The sequence below is a fragment of the Streptomyces sp. NPDC046335 genome (assembly GCF_055587985.1).
Genome location: NZ_JBVJFF010000016.1, coordinates 1 through 26,988, shown reverse-complemented (window position 1 = coordinate 26,988; position 26,988 = coordinate 1). Strand labels below are relative to the sequence as shown.

Below are 26,988 nucleotides of genomic sequence, written 5' to 3'. Positions count from 1 at the left end.
CCGTCGTCGGGTGTCTTTCACAGCTCCCGGGCGAGTGCCCTGCCGATGGCGGCGACGGCTTCGGTGTCGGCGAGCATCCCGCCGTGCGTGGTGTCCACCACGTGGTCGGTGATGGTGCCCTTGACGTAGGGCCGCCATGACTCGGGCACCAGCCTCTCGCGCACCTCGTCGGGGTGGCTGATCCCGGGGGTGGGACGGGCCGCGGTGAAGAACAGCAGATCCCCGCCGAAGACGCCCGGATCGAACGTCCGCATCAGGCGGTTGTTGTGGACATAGGCGTTCATGCTCTTCACCAGACCCGCCTCGCCCAGCGCGGCCAGCCGGTTGTTCTCCTCGTCGAGGTAGGCCGCGTAGCGGCCCAGGACGGCTTCGCGGTCCTCGGCGAGCTGCGTCAGGTCGAAGTCGAAGCCGGACGCCAGCAGCGGCGCGATGATCTCCTCGTCGGACCAGTCGGGTGCCTCGGCCTCCAGGTCGGGCGGGAAGGTGTCCATGATGCCGAGTACGCTCACCTCCTCGCCCATCTCCTCCAGTTGGACGGCGATCGCGTGCGCGACCAGGCCGCCGAACGACCAGCCGAGGACCGCGTAGGGCCCGGTCGGCTGTACGGTGCGCATCCGCTCGATGTAGTCGGCGGCCATCTCCTTGATCGTGCCCGGCATCTCGTCGGGCTCGGTCAGCCCCCTGGCCTGGAGCCCGTAGACGGGCTGGTCGGTGTCCAGGTGCGTGAGGAGACCGGCGAAGGACCAGCTCGTGCCCGAGCCCGGGTGGACGCAGAACAGAGCGGGACGCTCTCCTCTGGGGCGCAGCGGCAGCAGCGCGGCCAGCGGGTCACGCGAGGTGTCGGAGCCCAGTTCGCGGGCGAGCCCGGCCGCGGTCGGCGCTTCGAAGACCGTACGTACGGAGATCTCCACCCCGAGGTCCGACTGCACGCGGCGCACGAGCCTGGTCGCCAGGAAGGAGTGGCCGCCGAGCCGGAAGAAGTCGTCGTGGATGCCGACCGCGGGTACGCCGAGCAGTTCGGCGAAGAGGTCGGCGAGCACCTTCTCCTCGGGCGTGCGGGGGTGGACGAGGGAAGCGGGCCGCAGCCCCGGCGCGGGCAGTGCGCGGCGGTCCAGCTTTCCGTTGCGGGTCAGCGGGAACGCGTCGACGGTCACGAAGGCCGAGGGGACCATGTAGTCCGGCAGGCTCTGCCTGACGTGCGCGGCGAGTTCCTCCTCGCCGGTGTCCGCTCCGGCTTCCCGCGCCGGCTCGTCCGGCACCACGTAGGCGACGAGGCGCTTCTCGCCCCGGCCTTCGTCGCGGGCCAGGACCACCGCCTTGGCCACGGCCGGGTGCCGGGCCAGTACGCCCTCCACCTCGCCCGGTTCGACGCGGAATCCGCGGATCTTCACCTGGAAGTCGGCGCGGCCCACGTAGCGGACCTGGCCCTCGGGCGTCCAGCGGACCACGTCCCCCGTCCGGTACATGCGCCCGCCCGGCGGGCCGAACGGGTCGGCGACGAAGCGCTCGGCCGTCATGCCCGGACGGTTGAGGTAGCCGCGGCCCACACCGCTTCCCGCGAGGTACAGCTCGCCGGAGCGGCCTGCCGCGACCGGGCGGAGCGCCTCGTCGAGCACGTACAGCCTGGCGCCCGCGATGGGCCCGCCCATCGTGGGGACGGGGTGCCACTGCGCGGCGTCCTCCGGCAGGACCCAGCCCGTCATCACATGGGTCTCGGCGGGACCGTACTGGTTGTGCATGCGGCGGCCCGCCGCGCGCGCGTGGAAGGCCCGCACGGACTCGCTGGGGATGAGCGCCTCCCCGGCCTGCACGATGTCGCGGAGCGCGGGGAGGTCCATGCCGCGTTCGAGGGCCGCGTCGCTGACCGCCTCCACGACGAGGCTGGGCGCGAAGAGCTCCTGCACCTCGTGGCGGTCGAGCCAGGCCACCAGGCGTTCGGAGTCGCGCCGTACGTCTTCGGGGCACTGCACCAGCGTCTTGCCGTACACCAGCGCGGAGAGGATCTCCTGGACGGACACGTCGAAGCCTATGGGGGCGAACTGAGCGGTGATCCTGTTCCGCGGCAGCAGCGCGTCCTGCCAGGCGATCAGGTTCGCCGGACCGCAGGCCCGCATGACGACGGGCTTGGGCAGGCCGGTGGAGCCCGACGTGTAGATGACGTACAGGGGGTGGTCGGGCAGCAGCGGCGGGCGTTCGGCGTCGGTGACGTCGGTGTCCGGGTAGGCGGCGAACGTGTCGAGGACGGCCGGGTCGTCGAGCAGCAGGTGGTCGGTGGGTTCGCCGGGCAGGAGGTGCGCGAGCGCCACGGTGGTGAGCACCACGGTGGGTTCGGCGTCGGAGAGCATGTAGGCGATGCGTTCGGCCGGCTGGGCGGGGTCGACCGGCACGTACGCGGCGCCGGTCTTCAGGATCGCCCATACGGCGGTGACCAGGAGCGGGGAGCGGGGCATGGCCACGGCCACGTAGGTCTCGGGCCCGACACCCAGGTCGATGAGCAGCCGGGCGATCCGGTTGGCGCGCGCGTTCAGCTCGGCGTAGGTGAGCCGCTCCACTTGCCCCGGGGTGCCGTCGTGGGCCACCTCCTCGCACACCACGGCGGGGGTGTCGGGGACGAGCGCGGCCCGCCGCTGGAACAGCTCAGGCAGGCTCCGCCACGGCCGCTCGCCCCCGGTGTCGTTCCACCCGGTGAGGACCTGGTCGCGCTCCTCGGCGGAGAGCACGTCGATGCGCCGCACCCGCGCGGCGGGGTTCTCCACGGCGATGTCGAGGATTCTGAGCAGGCTGTCCACGAGGGACCGGGCGGTGCTGTCGTCGAACAGGTCGCGGCTGTACTCCAACGACGCCTGCATTCCGGCGGGTGTGCCGTCGGCGCCGCGCCGCTCGGCGAAGGAGAACAGCAGGTCGAACTTGGCCGTGTTGACGGTGACCGGTTCGTTGGTGACGGTCAGCCCCGGCAGCCGGCCCTGCACGCTCGCGGCGGCCTGCTGGTCGTTGTTGTTGAAGGAGAGCTGGACCTGGAAGAGCGGGTGGCGGGACAGCGACCTCTCCGGGTTGAGCACCTCGACGAGCCGCTCGAAGGGGATGTCCTGGTGCGCGTAGGCGGCCAGGTCGGTGTCGCGGGCCCGGGTGACGAGTTCCTTGAAGGTGGGGTCGCCCGACACGTCGGTGCGCAGGACGAGGGTGTTGACGAAGAAGCCGACGAGTTCCCCGATGGCGTCGTCGGTGCGCCCCGCGATGGGGGTGCCGATGGGGATGTCGGTTCCGGCGCCGAGCCGGGACAGCAGTCCGGCGAGTCCGGCCTGGACGACCATGAACATCGTGGAGCGGGTGTCGCGGGCGAGCCGCGCGAGGCCGCTGTGCGTGCGCTCGGGCACGTCGAAGATCAGCATGCCGCCGTCGCCGCTCGACACGCGCGGGCGCTCGCGGTCGGCGGGCAGCGCGAGCTCCTCCGGCAGACCGTCGAGCTGCTCTCTCCAGTGGGCCAGCTGGCGGGACATGGCCGAGTCGGGGACGTCCTCCGAGCCCAGCATCTCCCGCTGCCAGACGGCGTAGTCGCCGTAGTTCACCGGCAGGGGCTGCCACTCCGGGGCACGGCCCGCGACGCGCGCGGCGTAGGCCACGGTCAGATCGCGCCGCAGCAGCGGCATCGACCAGCCGTCGGCGGCGATGTGGTGCATGAGCAGCAGCAGGACGTGCTCGGTCTCCGACAGCCGGAACAGCCATACCTTCAGGGGCCGTTCACCGCTCAGCTCGAAGCGGTGCTCCACGGCCTCGTCGAGCAGGCCGCGCAGCCGCTCCTCGGTGGTCGGCACGGTCTCCACGCCGACGGGCGCGACGGGCAGCACCTTCTGGTACGGGCCCGTGGCGTCCTCGGCGAACACGGTGCGCAGGGGCTCGTGGCGGGCCACGACATCGGCGAGCGCGGCACTCAGGGCGGCGTCGTCGAGCCGGCCGCTCAGCCGCAGCGGCACGGGGAGGTTGTACGTCGGACTGGCCCCCTCCACCTTGTGCAGGAACCAGAGGCGCTGCTGGGCGAAGGACAGCGGGACGCGCGCCGGACGCGGTGCGGCGGGCAGGATGCCGGTGCGGACACCTCCGGTGCGGTCGAGGACCTCGGAGAGCGCCGCCACCGTCGGCGCCTCGAACAGTTCGCGGATGGCGAGTTCGGTCTTGAGCGTGGACCGGATGCGGCTCACCAGGCGGGTGGCCATGAGCGAGTTCCCGCCGAGCTCGAAGAGGTCCTCGTCGATGCCGACCCTGGCGACTCCGAGCACCTCGGCGAAGAGGCCGCACAGGATCTCCTCGCGGGGGCCGCGCGGGCCGCGGCCGAGCACAGCGGTGTCCCAGTCGGGTTCGGGGAGGGCCTTGCGGTTCACCTTGCCGTTGGGCAGGACGGGCAGCGAGAGGAGCGGTACGAACGCGGTGGGCACCATGTAGCCGGGCAGGGTCTGCGCGGTGTGCGCGCGCAGTTCCTCGACGTCGATGGTGTCCTCGCCACCGGCCGCGGGCACCACGTAGGCCACCAGGCGCTTCTCGCCGGCCCTGTCCAGGCGCGGCAGGACCACACTCTGGCCGACCGACGGGTGCCTGGTGACGGTGTCTTCCACCTCGCCCGGTTCGATCCGGAAGCCGCGGATCTTGACCTGGTGGTCGGCGCGCCCCGCGAACTCCAGGACGCCGTCCGGGGTGCGGCGCACCAGGTCGCCGGTGCGGTACATCCGCGAGCCCGGCGGCCCGAACGGGTCGGCGACGAACCGCTCCGCGGTCAGGGCCGTGCGGCCCGCGTAGCCGCGCGCCAGGCCGGCGCCCGCGACGTGCAGCTCCCCCGGCACGCCGTCGGGCACGGGCAGCAGGTTCGCGTCCAGGACGTACAGCCGGGTGTTGTCCATGGGGCCGCCGATGGGGACCACGGACCCGAGCGAACCGGCGTCGGTGACGGCGTGGTGGGTGGCGTTCATGGTGATCTCGGTCGGACCGTACAGGTTCGACACGGTGACGCCCGGGCAGTGTTCGAGGACCCTGCGGAACGCCTCGGCCGAGGCCGCGTCGCCGCCCGTGGTGATGTCGCGCATACCGGCGAAGACGCCGGGGCGTTCCTCCGCAAGGAGGTTGAACAGCGCGGTGGTCAGCAGGGCGCCGGTGACCCGGTGCCGGGTGACGGTCCGCTCCACGGCGTCCACGTCCACCTCGCCCGGCGGGACGACGACGATCCGGTGTCCGGCCAGGAGCGGTACCCACAGCTCGTAGGTGGAGGCGTCGAAGGCGAGCGTCGCGTTCATCAGGACCCGCTCGTGGGCGCCGCCTCGCCAGCGGGCGTCGAGGGCGAGTTCGGCGACGCCTCGCTGGGTCACCACCACGCCCTTGGGCCTGCCGGTGGAGCCGGAGGTGAACATCGTGTACGCCGCCTGGTCCGCGCTCACGGGCACGCCGGGGTCGGTGGACGGCCACTCCCGGCCGCCCGGCGCGTCCACGACGACCGTGCGCAGGCCGAGCTCTCCGGCGCGCGGGGCCGTGGCCAGGTCGGTGACCACCACCTGCGCCCCCACGTCGGCGACGGCCTGCCTCATCCGCTCCAGCGGGTAGCTGTGGTGCAGGGGCACGTAGTGGCCGCCCGCCTTGAGGACGCCCAGCACCGCGACGGGGACCTCGGGCGAGCGGTCCAGCAGGAGCACGACCGGTGAGTCGGGGCGCACGCCCTCGTCGATCAGGTGGTGCGCGAGCCGGTTGGCGCGCTCGTCGAGCTCGGCGTAGGTGACCTCGCCGCCGTCGTGGACCAGGGCCGGGGCGTCCGGCACCCGCAGGACCTGGTCCCGGAAGAGCCGGGCGAGCGGAGCGTCGGGTACGGCCCGCTCGGCTCCGGCCAGGCCGGGGGGAAGCGTGCCGCCGCCCGGCTCGCACGCGGCGGTGATCCGGGCGACCGGGCTCTCCGGGGCGGCCGCCACCGCTTCGAGGGCCCGTACGGCCCGGTCCATGATCTGCCGCGCCGCGGTCTCGTCGTACAGGTCGGGGCGGTGGTCCAGGCGCAGCCAGATGCGCTCGCCCGGTGCGCCGATGAGCGACAACGGATAGTGGTTGGCGTCCTGGCTGTCGACCCGGGTCACCTTCAGGGCCGCGGACGACGCTCCCCCACCGCCGCCTCCGGGGTAGTTCTCGAAGACGGTGAGGGTGTCGAAGAGTCCGCCGCGGCCCTCGGCCCCGACGGCTCTGCTGATGTCGGCGAGGCCGATGTGCTGGTGCGGCAGCAGGCGGGTCTGCGCCTCCTGGAGCCGCCGCAGGAACGCGGCCATCGGTTCGGCCGGCCGCAGCCTGGCCCGCATGGGCACCGTGTTGATGAACAGGCCGATCATGCCCTCGATGCCGTCGATCTCGGACGGCCGTCCCGAGACGGTGACGCCTGCCACCACGTCGTCGCGTCCGGTGAGGCGGGAGAGCACCACCGCCCAGACGCCCTGGAGGACGGTGCCCATGGTCAGGCCCTCGTCGCGGGCCCAGTCGGTGAGCCGCTCGGTCACCTCCCGGGACAGCCGTACGTTGATCTGCCCGGGCACCTTCGACCCCGAGCCCGCGCCGGGCGCGACCAGCGTCGGTCCCTCCAGGTCCGCCAGCGCCTCCCGCCAGGCGTTCTCCGCGGCGACCCGGTCCTGGCCCTGGAGCCAGGCGAGGTAGTCGCGGTACGGGCGGACGTGCGGCAGCTTCGACGGGTCGCCCTTGCTGCCGTAGAGGGCGAACAGCTCACGCCACAGGACCGGCAGCGACCAGCCGTCGAGCAGTATGTGATGGAACGTCAGCAGGAAGCGGTGACGGTCGTCGTCGATGCGGACGAGCGTGAAGCGCATCAGGGGCGGCTTGGCCGGATCGAGGCGCTGGGCCCGGTCCTCGGTGACGACGCGGTCGGCCTCGGCCGCGCGGTCCTCCTCCTTCAGCGGGGTGAGGTCCACGTCCCTCCAGGGCACCGGCACCTCGCGGTGGATGATCTGGAGCGGGCGGTTGACCCCTTCGTAGCGGAAGCTCGCACGCAGGTTCGCGTGGCGGCGCAGCAGGCCGTCCGCCGCCGCCCTGAGGGCCACGCGGTCCAGCGGCCCCTCCAGATCGACGACGAGTTGCACCGCGTACAGGTCCGGTGCCGTCTCGTCGTACACGCTGTGGAAGAAGATCCCTTCCTGCAGCGGTGACAGCGGCAGGATTTCCTCCAGCCCGGGCTGACTCATTCCGACATCCTCCAGTCGCCTTCCAGCAGATCGATTTCGCTCTGGCTCAGCTCCACCAGAGGCATGTCCGAGGGGGTGTATCCGCCGGTGGCCGGTCGGCGGGCGTGCTCCACCAGTGCCTCGAGCGCTCTGAACCACGCGTCGGCGAGGCGGCGGACCTCCTCCTGGGAGAGCACGTGCTTCGCGTAGAGCCAGTGGGCCGTCAGCTCGGGTCCGTTCGCGCCGTCCCGGGTCACGGCCGCCAGGTCGACGGCGTGCGGCAGCCGCATTCCGGGCGCCTGACCGCCGACTCCGCTGAGGTCGGCGAGGACCGACCAGTCGGTCGTGCCCTCGGTGGTCTCCGTCTCGGTGAACCGGCCCAGGTAGTTGAAGCCGATCTGGGCCCCGGGCCGTCCGGCGAGTCTGCGCGCCGTGCGGGGGTTGAGGTGGCGCAGCGCGCCGTAGCCGATCCCGTTCTCCGGTACGGCGCGCAACTGCTCCTTGATCCGCTTGAGCACCTGGCCCGCGGCGGGCCCGGCGGCCAGCGCCTCTGCGTGGTCGTAGACGCCGGTGTCCAGGCGCACCGGGTACATGTTGGTGAACCAGCCGACGGTCCGGGACAGTTCGGTGCCCGGCAGGGTCTGTTCCTCGCGGCCGTGGCCTTCCAGGTCCACCAGGACTCCGGTGGTGCCGTCGCCCCGCAGTTCGGCGACGGCCATGGCCAGCGCGGTGAGGAGGACTTCGTCGACACCGGTGCGGAACGTCTCGGGAACGGTGGTCAGTACCGCTTGGGTGAGGTCGGGCGAGAGCGTGCGGGCGAGCGTCGCGCCGCGCTCGTTCACGTCGCGCTCCGGGTCGAGCGGCCGCTTCCCGATGAGCGGTTCGTCGTGGGACAGGACCTCCTGCCAGTGGGCGAGTTCCGTCTCCCGTGCCGGGTGCTGCGCCCAGTCGGCCAGCCGCAGGGCCCAGCCGCGCAGGGACGTGCCGACCGGCTGGAGCGCGGGCTCCTCACCGGCGGCCACCGCCTGCCACACCTCTTCGATGTCCGGCAGCAGAATGCGCCAGGACACTCCGTCGACGGCGATGTGGTGGACGCTCAGGAAGATCCGGCCGGCCTCTTCCGCTCCCCGGTCGAACCACACGGCCTGTACGAGGCTGCCCGCTTCGAGGGACAGCCGCTCCCGCGCGGCGTGCGCGTGCTCGACCATCAGTTTGAGGCAGGCGTCCTCGTCCATGCCCGCGCAGTCGACGCGCCGCACCATGGGGCCGGCCGGGACGGTGCCGGGGCCGCTGACCTCCAGCCGCCAGCCCTCGCCCGCGCCGTCGCCCTCCCGCGGCCCGCCGGGGTCGACGGTGAGGCGCAGCCGCAGGGCGTCGTGGTGGTCGAGCAGGGCCTGCACGGTGGCCGTCAGACGCTCCTGGTCGCAGCCGTCCGGTGCCTGGAGCACCCGCCACTGGTGGAGCTCGTCGACGGGCCCGCCGAGTTCGGCGAACCAGTGCATGATCGGTGTCAGCGGGAGGGGCCCGACGCCCGCGCCCTCCTCCTCGACGCTCGCGCCGTCGGTCTCGGTGGCGACGCGGGCGAGCGCGGCGGCGGTCTTGTGCTCGAAGACGTCCTTCGCCGAGATGACGAGGCCCCGCCTGCGGGCCCGGCTGGCCAGCTGGATGGACATGATGCTGTCGCCGCCCAGCGCGAAGAACTCCTGGTCGGCACCGATCTCTTCGAGGCCGAGGACGTCGGCGATCAGCTCGCACAGCAGCCGCTCGCGCTCGTTGCCCGGCTCTGCCCCGCCCGGTGATCCGGTGCCGAAGTCGGGCGCGGGCAGCGCCGTGCGGTCGAGCTTGCCGTTGGGGGTGAGCGGAAACTCCTCGATGCCGATCAGCGCGGCCGGGATCATGTAGTCGGGCAGGCTGCGGGTGAGGTGGGCGCGGATCTCGCCCGGGTCGACCTCGCCCGCGGCTCCCACGAGGTAGGCCACCAGGCGTCGGTCGCCGGAGCGGTCCTCGCGCACCGTCACCATGCCCTGGGCGACCGAGGTGTGCTGAGCCAGTACCGCTTCGATCTCGCTGAGTTCGACGCGGAACCCGCGGATCTTGACCTGCTCGTCGGCGCGGCCGACGAACACCACCGAGCCGTCGGAGGTCCAGCGCACCAGGTCGCCCGTGCGGTACATGCGGGCGCCCCGGGGGCCGAACGGGTCGGCGACGAACCGTTCGGCGCTGAGGCCGGGCCGGTTCAGATAGCCCCTTGCCACCCCCTCGCCCGCGAGGTACGCCTCGCCCGTGACACCCGGCGGCACCGGGTTGAGTGCACTGTCCAGGACGTAGAGGCGGTCGTTGGGGATGGGGCCTCCGGCGTCCGGCACGGTGTCACCCCGCAGCGGGTCACTCATGGTGGTGAGTACGGTCGACTCCGTGGCGCCGTAGACGTTGATGACCCGTACCCCCGCCTGTGACCAGCGCTGGGCCAGTTCGGCGGAGAACGACTCGCCGCCCATCAGCACTCCGCGCAGCGTGGGTGCCCGCTCGGGGTCGAGGGTGGCGAGGAGCGTCGGCGGGAGCGCCGTGTGCGTCACCCGCGCCCGGGTGACCAGGTCGGCCAGTTCGTCGCCCCCGACAAGCCCCGACACCGGTCCGAGGACCATGGTGGCCCCCGTGAGCAGCGTCATCACGTAGTCGCCGATGGCGGCGTCGAAGTTGGGCGAGACGAGTTGGAGCACCCGGCTCGCGTCGTCCAGGGCCAGTTTCTCGGCGTGGGCGGCCGCGAGCGATGCCAGGCCCGTGTGGGGCACGACCACGCCCTTGGGGCGGCCGGTCGAGCCGGAGGTGTAGATCGCGTAGGCGGCGCCTTCGAGCCGCAGCGGCGCCGACCGGTCGGTGTCCGCCGGGTCGTGGGCGGGCCGCGCGGCGACGGCGGAACGCGTCGCCGGGTCGTCGAGCAGCAGTCGTGGTGCGTCGCCGGCGGGCAGGGTGGCGGCCGTCTGAGCGGTGGTCACGAACAGCGCGGGGCGGGCCTCGCCGAGCATGTACGCGATGCGGTCGGAGGGGTAGTTGGGGTCGATGGGCAGATAGGCCGCGCCCGCCTTGAGGAGGGCGACCAGCGCGACGACGAGTTCGTCGGTGCGGGGCAGTGCCACGGCCACGAACTGCTCGGGTCCCACGCCCAGGTCGATGAGGTGGTGTGCGAGCCGGTTCGCCCGTGCGTTGAGTTCCCCGTACGTCACCGCCGTGCCCTCGTACTCGACGGCGGTGCCGTGCGGTGTGCGCTGCGCCTGTGCCTCGAACAGGCTCGGCCAGGTCTCCCGCGGCAGCTCACGTGCGGTGTCGTTCCAGGCGCCGAGGACGAGTTCGCGTTCGGCCGGTTCCAGGACGTCGACCAGGTCGACGGAGAGTTCCGGGTCACTCGTCACGGCGTCGAGGAGCCGCAAATAGCGGTCGGCGACGGCCCGTACGGTGCCCTCGTCGAAGAGGTCGGTGCTGTACTCCACCGAGCAGTACATGCCGCCCGGGGCGCCGTCCCTTGCGGGGACCTCGCCGAAACCGAAGAGGAGGTCGAAGCCCGAGGTGCCGGTCCCCACGGGGTGTGCGGTGACTCGCAGGCCGTGGCTCCCCGCATCGGCGCCGGGCGGCACCGGGTCGGTGTTGTTGAGCGAGAGCACCACCTGGAAGAGCGGGTGCCGGGCCAGGGTGCGCTCCGGGCTGAGGGCGTCCACCAGCCGTTCGAAGGGCACGTCCTGGTGGGCGTAGGCGCTCAGGACGGTCTCGCGGACCCGTTCGACGAGCTCGGCGAAGCTGGGGCCGCCCGAGACGTCCGTGCGCAGCACCAGGGTGTTGACGAAGAATCCCACGAGGTCGTCGAGCGCCTCGTCGGTGCGCCCCGCGATGGGGGAGCCCACCGGGATGTCGGTGCCGCCGCCGATGCGGTACAGCAGGGTGGCCAGGGCCGCCTGGAGCACGATGAAGACGCTGGCGTCGTGTGCCTGGGCGACCTCTCTGAGCCGGGCGTGCAGCGCGTCGGGGACGGTGATCTCGAAGCGGTCCCCCCGGTAGGAGGGAGAGGCGGGCCTGGGGCGGTCGGTGGGCAGGGCGAGCTCTTCCGGCAGCCCGCGCAGCACCCGGGTCCAGTACGCGAGCTGGGCGCCGATCTCGCTGTCCGGGTCGTCCTGGGAGCCGAGCAGCTCCCGCTGCCAGCGCGTGTAGTCGGTGTACGTCACCGGGAGGCCGGTCGCGTCGGGCTCCTCCCCCTTGAGCCGGGCGGTGTAGGCGCGGGTCAGATCGCGGGCGAGCAGCGGGATCGACCAGCCGTCCGCGGCGATGTGGTGCATCAGCAGCAGCAGGACATGCTCGTCCTCGGCGAGCGCGAACAGCGTTGCCCGCAGGGGCAGTTCGGTGCTCAGGTCGAACGGGTGCCGGGCCGCCGCCGCCAGCCTGTCGTCCAGTTCCTCCTCGGTGACGGGCAGCACGGCGAGCCGGATGTCCGCCTCGTCCGCGTCCAGCACCCGCTGGAAGGCGCCCTGGTCGTCCTCGCCGAAGGCGGTGCGCAGCGGCTCGTGCCTGACCACGACGGAGTGCAGCGCGTCGGCCAGGGCCGCACGGTCCAGCGGTCCCGACAGCCGCAGGGACAGCGGCATGTTGTAGCCGGCGCTGGGCCCCTCGAAGCGGTTGAGGAACCACAGCCGCTGCTGGCCGTACGACAGGGGGGTGCGGTCCGGCCGGGGACCCGCCGTGACGGGGGCGCGGGTGCCGGTGCCGCCGTCGAGTGCGGCGGCGAGCCCGGCGACGGTCGGGGAGTCGAAGAGGGTGCGGACGCCGACCTCGGTGCGCAGGACGGTCCGGATGCGGCCGGCGAGCCGGGTGGCGAGGAGCGAGTGTCCGCCGAGGTCGAAGAACGAGTCGTCGACGGACACCTGCCGCACACCGAGCACTTCGGCGAAGAGAGCGCACAGGATCTCCTCGCGCGGGGTGCGCGGTTCCCGCCGCGGGCCCTCGGCGGTGTGCTCGGGTACCGGGAGCGCCTCCCGGTCGAGCTTGCCGTTGGGGGTCAGCGGCACGGCGTCGAGGAGCACGAACGCCGAGGGCAGCAGATGGCCGGGGAGCGTCAGGGCCAGGCCGGCGCGGAGCGCCGAAGGGGTCGGCGACGCACCGTCCGCCGGGACCACGTAGGCGACGAGGCGCCGGTCGCCGGGGCGGTCCTCGCGCACCACCACCTCGGCCCGCGCGACGCCGGGCAGGTCCGCGACGGCGGCCCGGATCTCGCCCGGCTCGACACGGACACCGCGGATCTTGACCTGGTCGTCGGCCCGGCCCAGGAACTCCAGCGTGCCGTCGCGGCGCCAGCGCACCAGGTCGCCCGTGCGGTACATGCGCTCCCCCGGCCCGCCGAACGGGCAGGCCACGAAACGCTCCGCGGTCAGCGCGGCTCGCCGCACATAGCCGCGGGCCAGGCCGGCGCCGCCGATGTACAGCTCGCCGCCGACGCCCGCGGGCACCGGACGCAGCCCCTGGTCGAGGACGTACACCCGGGTGCCCGCCACCGGCCGGCCGATGTGCGGTGCCTCGCCCTCGGCGAGGGGCGCGCTCATGGTCGCGGTGACCGTGGCCTCGGTCGGGCCGTAGGCGTCGATGACCCTGCGCCCGCCGCGGGTCCAGCGCCGGGCCAGCTCGGGTCCGAAGGCGTCGCCGCCGGTCATGACGGTCCGCAGGGTCGTGGCGCGCTCCTCGGGCACGGTGGCGAGGAGCGGCGGCGGCAGCAGTACGTGGGTGGCGGCCCGCCCGGTCATCAGATCCGCGAGTTCGTCACCGGTGAGCCTGACGTCGGCGGGCCCGAGCACCAGCGTCGCCCCGGAGACCAGCGCCTGGGTGACGTCGGCCACGGCGGCGTCGAAGCTGAGCGACATCAGTTGCAGCACCCGGCTCGACGTGTCCATCGCCAGGTTCTCGATGTGGCTGGTGAGCAGCGAGTTGAGGCCGCGGTGGGAGACCGCCACGCCCTTGGGGCGGCCGGTGGAGCCCGAGGTGTAGATGACGTACGCGGTGTTGTCCGGGCGCGCCACGCCCACGCTCCGGTCGCCTTCCGCCGGGTCGGTGTCCGCCGACGCGGCGATGCGCTCGCGCACCGTCGGTGCGTCGAGGTCGACGAGCCGCCCGGTCGCGGCGGCGCCGAGGGCCGACTCCGCCGCGCCCCGGGTGCCGGCGTCGGCGAGCACCAGGACCGGCGCGGCGTCATCGATCATGTACGCGATGCGGTCGGCCGGGTAGGCGGGGTCGACCGGCACCCACGCGGCCCCGGCCTTGACGGCGGCGAGCATCGCCACCACCCATGTCTCGCCGCGCGGCAGGACCAGTGCCACCAGGCTCTCGGGGCCCGCTCCCGCCGCGGCCAGGACGCGGGCGAGACGGTTGGCCCGCGCGTTCAGCTCCGCGTAGGTGAGGCGCTGTCCGCCGCTCTCCACGGCGATGTGCTCCGGCGTGCGGGCGGCCCGCTCCTCGAACATGGCCCGCAGGGTGCGCGGCGGCAGGGCGTCACCCGTCGTGCTCCACCGCTCAAGAACGCGGTGCCGTTCCGCGGCGTCGAGCACCTCGGCCTCGCCGATGCGCCGGCCGGGGTCGGCGGACGCCGATTCCAGCAGGCGCACGAAGCGCTCGGCCAGCTCCGCCACCGTGTCCCTGTCGAACAGGTCGGTGCTGTACTCCAGGACGCCGTGCAGTCCGTCCTGATGCGCCCCGGGCCGCTCGTGGAGGGCGAACGCGAGGTCGACCTTGGCCGTGGCCGTGCTCACCTCGTACGGGGCGACGTCGGTGCCGGACAGCGCCAGCGCCTCGGAGACACCCGTCCTCGCCGTGTTGTTGAGTGCCAGCGCCACCTGGAAGAGCGGGTTGCGGGAGAGGGACCGTTCGGGGGCGAGCACCTCCACCAGGCGTTCGAAGGGGACGTCCTGGTTGGCGTAGGCGGCCAGGTCGGTCCTGCGTACCCGCTCGATCAGCTCGGCGAAGGTGGGGTCGCCCGAGGTGTCCGTGCGCAGGACGAGCGTGGTGACGAAGACGCCGACCACCTCGCCCACCGCGTCATCGGTACGGCCCGCCGCGGGGGCGCCGAGCGGGATGTCCGTTCCCGCGCCGAGCCGGGTCAGCAGGGCGGCGAGTCCGGCCTGAAGAACCATGAAGAGGCTGGAGCGGGTCTCCTGGGCCAGGAGCCGAAGCCGCGCGTACAGCCCGGCGGGTATCTCGAAGCCGACCAGGTCGCCCCGGTGGCTGGCGGTCGCGGGGCGCGGCCTGTCGGTGGGCAGCGTCAGCTCCTGCGGGCTGCCGCTCAGCGTCTCCCGCCAGTGGTCGAGCTGACGTGCCCGCACGCTGTCGGGGTCGCCCTCATCGCCGAGTGCCGCGCGCTGCCACAGGGCGTAGTCCGCGTACTGCACGGGCAGCGGCGGCAGGTCCGGCCGCTCCCCCGCGCACCGCGCGGCGTAGGCGGCGCCGATGTCCCGTCCGACGAGCGGCATCGACCAGCCGTCGCCCGCGATGTGGTGCATCAGCATCAGCAGGACGTGGTCGTCCTCGGCGAGGGTGAACAGGTGCCAGCGCACGGGGAGCCCGGAGCGGATGTCGAAGGGGCGCCGCGCGGCCTCGGCGACGCGCCGGTCCAGCTCGTCCCCGGTGGTGGCCACCGTGTGCAGCTCGGGTTCCGTTCCGGGGTCGAGCACCACCTGGTGCGGTCCTTCGGCGTCCTCGGCGTAGACGGTGCGCAGCGCCTCGTGCCGTGCCACGGTGTCGGCGAGCGCCTGGCGGAGCGCGCCGGTGTCGATCCGGCCCGAGATCCGTACCGCCGCGGGCATGGTGTAGGTGGGGCTCGGGCCCTGGAGGCGTTCGAGGAACCACAGCCGCTGCTGGGCGAACGACAGCGGCAGGCGCGCCGGGCGCGGGGTGGCGGCGGTGACCGGGGTCCGGCCCCGCTCAGCGCCGTCGAGGGCGGTGCCGAGGGCCGCGACCGTGGGCGACTCGAAGACCTGCCGTACCGAGATCTCGGCCGACAGGGTGGCGCGGACGCGGTTGACGAGCCGGGTGACGAGCAGGGAGTGGCCGCCCAGGGCGAAGAAGTCGTCGTCTATGGAGACCTCCGCCGTGCCCAGGACCTCGGCGAACAGGCCGCACAGGAGTTCCTCGCGCGGGGAGCGCGGGGCGCGCCCGCCGCTGTCGGGTCCGTACCGCGGTACGGGCAGTGCCCGCCGGTCCAGCTTGCCGTTGGGTGTCAGGGGCAGCGCGGCCAGGGCGAGGACCGCGGACGGCACCATGTACTCGGGCAGGGTGTCCGCCGCGTGCGCCCGCAGGGCCTCGGGGTCAGGGGCCGCTCCGTCCACCGGTACGACGTAGGCGACGAGCCGCTTGTCCCCCGGGGTGTCCTCGCGCACGAGCACGGCGGCGCGGGCGACGTCCGGGTGGCTTCCCAGGCGTGCCTCGACCTCGCCGGGCTCGACGCGGAAGCCACGGATCTTCACCTGTTCGTCGGCGCGTCCCAGGTATTCCAGCTCCCCGTCGCGGTTCCACCGCGCCAGGTCACCGGTGCGGTACATCCGCTCGCCCGGCCCGCCGAAGGGGCAGGCGACGAACCGCTCGGCGGTCAGGGACGGGCGGTCCCAGTAGCCGCGGGCCAGACCGGTGCCCGCGATGTGGAGTTCACCCGCGGTGCCGACCGGGACCGGGCGCAGCCGGCTGTCGAGGACGTAGGCGCGGGTGTTGCCGACCGGGCGCCCGATGGGGGCTGAACCGGGCCATCCCGCGGGGTCGTCCGGCATGGTGTGCGCGGTGACGACATGGGTCTCGGTCGGGCCGTAGTGGTTGTGCAGCCGGTGGCCCGGCCTGCGGGCGTGGAAGCCCTGGATGGCGCCGCCCGGTGTGAGGGCCTCACCCGCCTGGGCGATGTGGCGCAGCGCGGGCAGTGCGAGCCCCTGCTCGTCGGCGGCCCGGCAGACGGCGTCCACCACCAGGTTCGGCGCGTACAGCTCCGCCACCCGGTGCCGGTCGAGCCAGGCGGCCAGCGCGTCGGGGTCGCGGCGCACGTCCTCGGGGCAGAGGGCGAGTGTCTTGCCGTACATGAGCGTGGAGAGGATCTCCTGCGCGGACACGTCGAAGCTGATCGCGGTGAACTGCGCGGTGACGGTGCCCTGTCCGCCGGGCAGGGTGGCGCTGTGCCAGTCCAGCAGGTTCACCAGGGCCTCGGCAGGCATGACGACGGCCTTGGGCCGGCCGGTGGAGCCCGAGGTGTACATGATGTACGCCGGGTGGCAGGGCCGCAGCGGGGTGGAGCGCTCGGCGTCGGTGACGTCGCCGTCCGACGGCAGCGGGGGCCGGTCGGGGCCATCGGCCGGTTCCGGTTCGTCCGTCCCGAGCACCAGGACGGGCCGGCTGTCGGCGAGCATGAACTCCCTTCGCTCGGCGGGCAGTTCCGGGTCGACGGGCAGCCACGCGGCGCCGGTCTTGAGGGTCGCGAGCAGGGCGACGATCCACTGTTCGGACCGGGGCATCGCCAGGGCCACACACCGCTCGGGGCCCGCGCCGCGGCTGATGAGGTGGCGCGCGAGCCGGTTGGCGCGGGTGTTGAGCTCCCGGTACGTCAGCGTGGTGCCGGCCCCCACGACGGCACAGGCGTCGGGCGTGCGCGCCGCCTGCCGCTCGAACAGGCCGGGCAGCGTGACGGCGGGCACCTCGCGGGCGGTGTCGTTCCACTTGGCGAGGACCAGCTCGCGCTCCTCGGGCCCGAGGACGTCGATGGCGTGCACCGACTGGTCGCGGCCCGAGGTGACGGCGTCCATCAGGCGCAGCAGGCGGCCGGTCATCTCATCGGCCGTGACCCGGTCGAACAGGTCGGTGCTGAACTCCAGCGCCGCGTCCATCCCCGCCGGGGCGCCGTCCTGGTCGCGCCGTTCGGAGAACGAGAGCAACAGGTCGAAGCGGGCCACGCCGGTGCTGACCCGCTGGACCTCGGCGGTGACTCCGGGCAGCGGGCGCACGGCGCCGTCCCGTACGGCGTTGTCGACGACGAGCAGGACCTGGAACAGGGGCTGACGTGCCGCGGAGCGCTCCGGGTTCAGCTCCTCGACAAGACGCTCGAAGGGCACGTCCTGGTTGGCGTAGGCGGCGAGGTCGGTCTCCCGCACCCGCTCCAGGAGCTGGGGGAACGTCGGGTCGCCGGACAGGTCGGTCCGCAGCACGAGCGTGTTGACGAAGCAGCCCACCAGGTCCTCGACGGCCTCGTCGGCACGGCCCGCGACGGGGCTGCCCAGCGGGATGTCGGTGCCACCGCCGAGGCGGGAGAGCAGGGTGGCGACGGCGGCCTGGACCACCATGAACAGGCTGCAGTGGTTCTCCCGGGCCAGTCGCGCCAGTTCGGCGTGGAGCGCGGGGGGAACCGCGAAGTCGACCCGGTCGCCGCGGTGCGTGGGGACGGCGGGCCGCGACCGGTCCGCGGGGAGGGGGATCTCCTCGGGGAGGCCGTCCAGCGCCGTCCGCCAGTGGTCGAGCTGCCTGGTGACGGGCGTGTCGGCCGGATCGGCGGCGCCAGTGGCCCCGGCGGCGTCGGCGGTGCCCCCGTCACCGATGACCCGCCGCTGCCACAGCGCGTAGTCGGCGTACCCGACGGGCAGGGGCCGCCAGTCGGGCTGCCGTCCGGCGCGGCGTGCGGTGTAGGCGGCGTTCAGGTCCCGGGACAGGACGGGCAGCGACCAGCCGTCCGCCGCGATGTGGTGCACCAGCAGGAGGAGCACCTGCTCCGGGTCCGCCCCGTCGGCCGGCTCGGGGAGCCGCAGCAGCCAGGCGCGTACGGGGGCTTCGGCGGCCAGGTCGAACCCGTACCCCGCGGCTTCGGCGAGCCGCTCGTCCAGCTCGCCGGGGAGCACGGACACGGTCTCGGGAACGAGGGGGGCGGTGTCCCGCACGATCTGGAACGGACCGTGGTCGTCCTCGGCGAAGACGGTGCGCAGCGGCTCGTGCCGGGCGACGAGGTCGGTCAGCGCGGCCCGCAGTGCCTGCTCGTCGAGGCGGCCCGTGAGGCGCAGGGCGAGCGGCATGTTGTAGGTCGCGGACGGGCCCTCGTAGCGGTTGAGGAACCACAGCCGCTCCTGCGCGTACGACAGGGGGAGCCGGTCGGGCCTGGGGCCGGCCGTCACGGCCTGCCGCGCGCGGTCCGCGCCGTCGAGCCGCGGTGCGAGCCTGGCGACCGTGGGTGCCTCGAACAGGGCCCGCAGGGGCAGTTCGGCGCCGAGGGTGGCGCGGATGCGGCTGATGAGTCGGGTGGCGAGCAGGGAGTGCCCGCCGAGGTCGAAGAGATCGTCGTCGATCGTGACGCGCGGTACGCCGAGCACCTCGGCGAAGAGCGCGCACAGGATCTCCTCGCGAGGCGAGCGCGGGTCCCGCCCCTCGCCGTCCGTGCCGCCGCCCCGGGCGGGCGCGGGCAGCGCCTTGCGGTCGAGCTTGCCGTTCGGTGTGAGCGGCAGCGCCTCCAGCGTCACGAACGCCGAGGGCACCATGTAGTCCGGCAGCGCTGCGGCGGCGTGCTCGCGCAGCCTCGCGGGCTGCGGGACCCGTCCGTCCGCCGGGACGACGTAGACCACCAGGCGCTTGTCTCCCGGGCGGTCCTCGCGGACGGCCGCGGCGGCCCTGCGGACGTCCGGGTGGCTGCCGACGGCGGTCTCGATCTCGCCGAGCTCGATCCGGAACCCGCGCAGTTTCACCTGGTCGTCGGCGCGTCCGACGAAGTGGAGCCGCCCGTCGGCGGTCCAGCGCGCCAGGTCGCCCGTGCGGTACATCCGGGACCCGGTGGCGCCGTGCAGGGCGCCGTAGGGGTCGGCGACGAACCGCTCGGACGTGAGGTCGTGGCGGGCGAGGTAGCCGCGCACGACGCCCGCTCCCGCGATGTACAGCTCACCGGGGACGCCCGGGGGCACCGGCCGCAGGGCACGGTCGAGGACGTAGGTGCGGGTGTTGGCGATGGGGGTGCCGATGTCCGGGGCGGATTCGGAGCGTTCGCCGATGTCGGCGGCCGCGGACCAGACGGTGGTCTCGGTCGGTCCGTACAGGTTGAGCACGGAGCCGGCATACCGGCGCAGGGTGCGGGCCAGGTCCGCCGGGAGCGGCTCGCCCCCGGTCAGGACGCGCACACCGCGCAGCCCGGTGGCGCCGCCGTCGCCGGTGATCGCGTGCCACAGGCTGGGGGTGGCCTGCATGACGGTGATGTTCCGGTCGGCGAGCAGTGCGCGCAGGGCGGCCGGGTCGCGTGCGGTGTCGGTGCCGGCGAGCACGGTGGTGGCACCGTTGAGCAGCGGGCCGAAGATCTCCAGGGCGGCGATGTCGAAGCCGATGGTGGTCACCGCGAGGAGACGGTCGCCGGCCGCCATGACGACCCGGTGGCTCATGTCCCGCAGGAAGTTGAGCAGTCCGCTCCGTGGCACGACGACGCCCTTGGGGCGGCCCGTGGAGCCCGAGGTGTAGATGACGTATGCCGGGTGGGCGGGGTGCGAGGGAGCCGTGCGGTCGGCGTCCGTCGGGGCGTGGTCCGGACGTGCGCCGATGGCCGACCGGGTCGCGTCGGCGTCCAGTCGTACGACGCGGTCGGAGAATTCCTCGGGGAGGGCGCCGGCGGCTTCGGAGGTGGTGAGGAGCAGGGCCGGTGACGCCTCCTCGACCATCATGGCGATCCGGTCGGCCGGGAAGTCGGGGTCGACGGGGAGGTAGGCCGCGCCGGTCTTGAGCACCGCGAGCATGGCCACGACCAACTGCTCGGTGCGGGGCAGCGCGAGGGCCACGTACCGCTCGGGGCCGCAGCCGTGGTCGATGAGGTGGTGGGCCAGCCGGTTGGCCGCCGTGTCGAGCTCGCGGTAGGTGAGGGTACGGCCCTCGTACTCGACCGCGGCCGCGTCGGGAGTGTGCGCGGCCTGCTGTGCGAACAGCTCGCTCGGCGAGCCGGTGGTCGGCGCCGCCGCGGGCAGGGTGGTCGCGGTGTCGTTCCAGTGGGACAGGACCCGCTCGCGCTCGTCCGGTTCCAGCACGTCGAAGTCCGTGATCGCGGTCCCGGGTGCTTCCGTGGCCGCGCCCAGGATCCGCAGCAGGCGGTCGGCCATGGACCGTGCGGTACCGAGGTCGTAGAGGTCGGTACCGAATTCCAGGGAGCAGCCGATGCCCTGGGCGCCCGCGTCCCGGTCGGCGCGCCGCTCCTGGATGGTGAGGTAGAGGTCGAACTGCGCTGTGCTGGTGCCGACTTGGCGGGGGCGGGCGGTCAGTCCGGGGAGTCCGTCCAGGTCCCGGGTCCCGCCTTCGGCGGAGGCCAGCATGATCTGGAAGAGGGGGTGGCGGGCGAGGGAGCGTTCGGGGTTGAGCTCTTCCACGAGCCGTTCGAAGGGCAGGTCCTGATGGGCGTAGGCGGCCAGGTCGGTCTCCCGCACCCGCTCCAGGAGCTCCGCGAACGTCGGCTCGCCGGACAGGTCGTTGCGCAGCACCAGCGTGTTCACGAAGCAGCCCACCAGCCGCTCCACCGCCTCGTCCGTACGCCCCGCCACCGGCGTACCGATCGGCACGTCCGTCCCCGCACCCAATCGTGACAACAGCACGGCCAGAGCGGCCTGCACCACCATGAACACACTCACCCGATGCCGGAGCGCCACCTCCACCACCCGCGCGTGCAGCTCCGCCGGGACCTCGAACTCAAGCCGCTCACCGCGGTACGACGCCACCGCAGGGCGCGGCCGGTCCACCGGCAGCACCAGCTCCTCCGGCAGCCCCGCCAACGCCTCACGCCAGAACGCCAGCTGGCCGCCCAGCAACGAATCCGGATCGTCCCCGGACCCCAGCACCTCCCGCTGCCACACCGCGTAATCCGCGTAGCTGAGCGGCAGTTCGGCCCACTGGGGGGCCGCTCCCGAGCAGCGGGCGGTGTAGGCGGTGGCCAGGTCGTCGCTGAGGACGCGCACGGACCAGCCGTCGGCCGCGATGTGGTGCACCAGGAAGAGCAGGACGTATCTGTCGTCCGGCAGCTCGAAGAGCCAGGTGCGGGAGGGGGCTTCGGTGGTCAGGTCGAAGGGGTGCCGTGCGGCGCGGGCGAGTTCCTCGTCGAGCCGCTCGGCGTCGATGCGGACGGCCGTGAACTCGGGCGTGACGTCGTCGCGGACGATCTGGTGGGCGCTTTCGGAGTCTTCGGCGAAGACGGTGCGCAGCGGCGCGTGACGTGTCACCACGTCGGCCAGCGCGGCACGCAGCGCTTCCCGGTCCAGGCGTCCGGACAGTTCGAGCACGAGCGGAAGGTTGTAGGTGGCGGCGGGTCCCTCGAAACGGTGCAGGAACCACAGCCGCTCCTGGGCGAGGGAGAGCGGCAGCCGGTCGGGGCTCGTCTCCGGCCGTGTGACCTTGTTCCGGGCCCCGGCGGCGCTGTCGAGCACGGCGGCCAGTTGCGCGACGGTGGTGCTCTCGAACACCTGCCGGATGGATAGTTCGGCGTCGAAGACGGTGCGGATCCGGCTGACCAACCGTGTCACCAGCAGCGAATGCCCACCCAGATCGAAGAACGAGTCATCCACACCCACCCGCGCGACACCCAGCACCTCCGCGAACAAGCCACACAGGATCTCCTCCCGCGGACCACGCGGCAACCGCCCCGCACCCACCCGGTACTCCGGAGCGGGCAACGCCCGACGATCCAGCTTCCCGTTCACCGTCACCGGCAGCCCGTCCAACACCACCACCGCCGACGGAACCATCCCCTCCGGCAACTTCCCCGCTACCCACTCACGCACCACACCCCCATCCACCACACCACCCGCGACCGCCACCACATACGCGACCAAACGCCAGTCCCCCACCCCTTCCTCACGCGCGACCACCACACACTGCCCCACACCCGGAGCAGCCGCCACCACCGCCTGAACCTCACCCAACTCAACCCGCTGACCACGAATCTTCACCTGGTCATCCACACGCCCCACAAAGACCAGATCACCCGACACGGTCCACCGCACCAAGTCCCCGGTCCGGTACATCCGCGCCCCCGCCACCCCGAACGGGCACGCCACAAACCGCTCCGCACTCAACCCCGCACGGCCCCAATAGCCATCGGCCAACTGCACCCCCGCCAGATACAACTCACCCACCACACCCGGCGCCACCGGCCGCAGACCACCGTCCAGCACGAACACCGACGTGTTCCACACCGGACGACCCATCGGCACCGACACCCCACCCCCCGCACCGCCGGTGCACTCGAAGTGCGTCACCTCGATGGAGGCTTCCGTGGGGCCGTAGAGGTTGTGCAGCCGGGCGTCCAGTACGTCGGTGAAGCGGTCGCGCAGTTCGGCGGGGAACGCCTCGCCGCTGCAGAAGACGCGGGTGAGGGAAGTGCACTCCGCCGCGGCCGGCTCGGAGAGGAACGCGCCGAGCATCGACGGCACGAAGTGCACGGAGGTGATCTTCTCCCGGCGGATCACGTCCGCCAGGTAGGCCGGGTCACGGTGCCCGTCGGGCCGCGCCACCACCAGGGTCGCGCCCGTGATCAGCGGCCAGAAGAACTCGGGGACGGAGACGTCGAAGCCCGCGGGTGTCTTCTGCAGGAGCCGGTCGCCGGCGGTGAGGGGGTCCTTGGACTGGAGCCACAGGAGGCGGTTGACGATGCCCCGGTGCGGCACCACCACACCCTTGGGACGCCCCGTCGAACCCGACGTATACATCACATACGCCGCACCCCCCGGCAACGCCCGCGACACGAACCCACCGGCCGAACCCGAACCCACCCCATCCACACACACCACCGGAACACCCGGCACATCCACCGACACACCCGACACCGTCAACAACAACGCCGGCGCCGCATCCCCCACCACATACCGAACCCGCTCCACCGGATAATCCACATCCACCGGCACATACGCACCACCCACCTTGTGCACCGCCAGCAAAGCCACCACCAGCTCCACCGACCGAGGCACCATCACCCCGACCCGATCACCCACCCCCACACCACGCGCCACCAACAACTCCGCCACACCACACGCACGCGCATCCAACTCCGCATACGACAACGACACACCCTCGAACACCAACGCCACAGCGTCAGGCGTCCGGCCCACCTGCTCCACAAACAGATCAGCCAACGAAACCGACGGCACCACAGCCCCCGTCGCATTCCACTCCACCACCACCCGCCGCGACTCCTCACCCGACAGCACATCGAGATCGGACACACGACGACCGGGGTCGCGGATCAGTGCGTCGAGCACCTTCGCGAGCCTGTCGAGCACCGCTTCGGCTCCGGTGCGGTCGAAGGTGTCGGGGCGGTGGTCGAGACGGAAGCCGAGCCGGTCGCCCGGCGCGGTGATCAGCGCCAGCGGGTAGTGCGTGGCGTCCCGGTTGTCCACCCGGTTGACGTGCAGGGACCCCGTGGACGTACGGCGGCCCGCCCCACTGGAGGGGTAGTTCTGGAAGACGCAGAGCGTGTCGAAGAGTTCGCCGACGCCGGCCTGGCGCTGGATCTCGGCGAGTCCGATGTGCTGGTGCGCGAGAAGGAGGGACTGCTCGCTCTGGAGGCGTCGCAGCATCGCGGTCAGGGACTCGTCGTAGCGGATGCGGTGCCGCAGCGGCACGGTGTTGATGAACAGGCCGACCATCGACTCGACGCCCGCCACCTCGGGCGGGCGCCCGTTGACGGTGACGCCGGTGACGACGTCGTCCCGTCCGGTCATGGCGTTCAGCACCAGGGCCCAGGCGCCCTGCACGACGGTGCTCAGGGTGAGGCCGTTCTCCCGTGCCCAGTTCAACAGGGCGGTGGTGTCCGCCTCGGTCAGTTCCAGGCGTACCTCTTCGGGTACGACGGGGTCGCGGTCGGCGCCGGGCGCGACGAGGGTGGCGTCGGTGATGCCGTCGAGCGCCTCGCTCCAGGCACGGACGGCCTCGTCGCGGTCCTGCCGGGCGAGCCAGCTCAGGTAGTCGCGGTAGGGGCGCACGGGAGGCAGCTCGTCGGTGGCCCCGCGGCTCTCGTACAGGGCGAACAGCTCGCGGGCCAGGACGGGCTGGGACCAGCCGTCGAACAGCAGGTGGTGGCTGGTCAGCAGGAAGCGGTAGACCCCACCGCCGAGCCTGAGCAGGGTGCAGCGCATCAGCGGCGGCCTGGAGAGGTCGAAGCGGCGTATCCGGTCCTCGGCGACGATGCGGTCCGCCTCGGCGGTGCGCTCGGCCTCGGGCAGGCCGCTCAGGTCGGTCTCCTGCCATACGGGTTCGACGTCGCGCAGCACCAACTGCGCCCAGTCGCCCGACTTGCGCTCGCGGAAGCAGGCCCGCAGGGCGGCGTGCCTGCGCAGGAGACCGCCCACGGCGGCCCGCAGGGCGCCGGTGTCCAGCGGCTCCGCCAGCTCGAACACCGACTGCGCGGTGTACACGTCGTTGCCCGAGCGGTCGTAGACGCTGTGGAAGAGGAGGCCCTCCTGCAACGGCGAGAGCGGGAGAATGTCCTCGATGGTCCGCGGCTGTCGGCTCATTTGTGCGTCTCCCACTCCTGGGTCAACTCTTCTTCGAACTCGTCGATCTCGTTCTGGTCGATCGTCGAAAGGCCTACGTCGGACGGGGTGAGCCCGCCGGCGTCGGGGCGTTCGGCGTGTGTGGCGAGGGACTGGAGCGCCCGGAACCACAGGCGGGCCAGTTCCTCGACCCGGTCTTCGGTGAGCAGGTCCGCCGCCCAGGTCCAGACGGCTGCCAGTTCGGGCCCGCGGGGGGTGTCCCGGGTGGCGGCGTTCAGTTCGAGCACATGCGGCAACGGCATGCGTGGGTCGTGGTCGGGGCCGGTGTCGACGCCCGCCTCGATGGTCCAGTCGGCGGGGTCCTGGTCCGTGCCCACGGTGTACCGGCCCAGGTAGTTGAAGCCGATCTCCGGCTGCGGGCGGGCGGCCAGCGGGCCCGCGGTGCGCGGGTTGAGGTAGCGCGCCAGGCCGTAGGCCATGCCGCGGTCGGGGATGGCGCGGAGCTGTTCCTTGACCTGTTTGACGAGGTCGCCCGCGGCTGGGCCGGCGGCCCACGCGTCGGACAGGTCGATGCCGTCGGCCCGCAGGCGCACGGGGTGGATGCTGGTGAACCAGCCGACGGTGCGCGACAGGTCGGCGCCGCCCGCGAAGTCCGCCTCCCTGCCGTGCCCTTCGAGGTCGAGCAGGACCTCGGCGGCGGCCCGCGCCGTGCGGCCCGTGCCGTGCGGGCCCGTCCCCTGCCATTCGGCCATGGCGAGGGTGAACGCGGCGAGGAGCACTTGGTCGGGCCCCGCGCGGAAGGCGGCGGTGACGGAACTCAGTACGGCCTCGGTGACATCCGGCGGCAAGGTCACCGAGAGGTGGCGGGCGGTCGCGTAGGTGTCGCGCGCCGGGTCCAGGGGGCGTGTACCGAGTGGCGGCGCCGAGGGGGCGAGGACGTCCTGCCAGAGCGCGAGTTCGGTGTTGTCGGGGCGGTCGCCGGCGAGTTCGGTCAGCCGGTGCGCCCAGCCGCGCAGCGAGGTGCCCACCGGCTGGAGGTGCGGGGTGCCTCCGGAGGCGCAGCCGTGCCATGCCTCCGCGAGGTCCGGCAGGAGGATGCGCCAGGACACGCCGTCGACGGCGAGGTGGTGCACCACCAGGAGGAGCCTGCCCTGCCGGTGCGGTCCCGCGTCGAACCACACAGCCTGCACCATCACCCCGTCGCGGGGTGCGAGCCGGGCGCGGGCCGCGGCTCCCTCCAGGGGGATCAGGGCCCGCATGCCCTCGTCGTCCACGGTGGAGACGTCGACCCGGTGCAGCACATCGGCCGCGCGCGGGCCGGGGCCTTCGGGTACCTCCAGTCGCCAGCCCGCGGCGCCGGCGCCGACGTCGTCGCCGCTGTCACCACCGCCTTCGGTGACGTGGAGTGTCATGCGCAGGGCGTCGTGGTGGTCGAGGACGGTCTGAAGCGTCCGTGCCAGCGTGTCGGGGTCGGCGCCCGCGGGCACCCGCACCATCTGCGACTGGCAGAAGTGGTCCGTCGGGCCGCCCAGTTCGGCGAGCCAGTGGGTGATGGGCATGAGCGGTACGTCGCCGGTGCCCTTCACGTACTTCTCGGTGTCTCCCGCCCCTCCGTCGGCGTCGGACGCGGCGTGTGCCAGGGCCGCGACCGTCTGGTACTCGAAGACGTCGCGGACGGAGAGCTGGAGTCCGGCGCGGCGGGCCCCGCTGACGAGCTGGATGGCCATGATGCTGTCGCCGCCGAGCCCGAAGAACCCTTCGTCGGCGCCGACCTCGTCCTGGCCGAGGACCTCGGCGAACAGGGCGCACAGCGCTTCCTCGCGCGGGGTGGACGGGGCGCGCCGCCCGGTGCCGCCGCCGTACTCGGGGCGCGGCAGGGCCTGTTGGGCGATCTTGCCGTTGGGGGTGAGCGGCAGGGCGTCCAGCGGCATGACCGCCGTGGGCACCATGTGGCCGGGCAGTTCCCGCGCGAGGTGTTCCCGCCAGGCGGCCGGGTCCGGGTCGGCGGCGCCGGTGGCCGGAACCGCGTAGGCGACGAGGCGTTTGTCCCCGGGCCGGTCCTCACGGACCACGACGGTGCACTGGCCGACCCCCGGATGCCGGGCGAGGGCGGCCTCGATCTCACCCAGCTCGATACGGAAACCACGGATCTTGACCTGATGGTCGGAACGGCCCAGATACTCCAGACCCCCACCACGCAACCGCCGGGCCAGGTCACCCGTCCGGTACATCCGCGAACCATCCGCCGCGAAAGGATCAGCGACGAACCGCTCCGCCGTCAGACCCGCACGATGCAGATACCCGTCCGCCGGAGCCCGCCC

Annotated in this window: 3 protein-coding genes; all 3 read right to left on the bottom strand. The window is 72.9% G+C overall.

Going from position 1 to position 26,988, the window contains the following annotated elements; genetic code table 11:
• Window positions 1–17: 17 nt before the first annotated feature.
• A complete protein-coding gene (locus ACZ6JY_RS33420; RefSeq protein WP_469201991.1) occupies window positions 18–7,208 on the bottom strand; it encodes an amino acid adenylation domain-containing protein in 7,191 nt (2,396 codons plus the stop codon).
• The gene (locus ACZ6JY_RS33415) at window positions 7,205–24,688 is read right to left on the bottom strand and encodes a non-ribosomal peptide synthetase (RefSeq protein WP_469201989.1); all 17,484 of its coding nucleotides are present in this window, start codon (window positions 24,686–24,688) and stop codon (window positions 7,205–7,207) included. The genes ACZ6JY_RS33420 and ACZ6JY_RS33415 overlap by 4 nt, the downstream gene beginning before the upstream one ends.
• Window positions 24,685–26,988: condensation domain-containing protein (locus tag ACZ6JY_RS33410; protein ID WP_469201986.1), on the bottom strand; the 2,304-nt coding region annotated here is incomplete at its 5' end. The genes ACZ6JY_RS33415 and ACZ6JY_RS33410, both read right to left, overlap by 4 nt.

Bases quoted from the DNA above. Each gene is read 5' to 3' on its own strand.
- ACZ6JY_RS33420 (WP_469201991.1), bottom strand. From the start codon at position 7,208: ATGAGTCAGCCCGGGCTGGAGGAAATCCTGCCGCTGTCACCGCTGCAG.
- ACZ6JY_RS33415 (WP_469201989.1), bottom strand. From the start codon at position 24,688: ATGAGCCGACAGCCGCGGACCATCGAGGACATTCTCCCGCTCTCGCCG.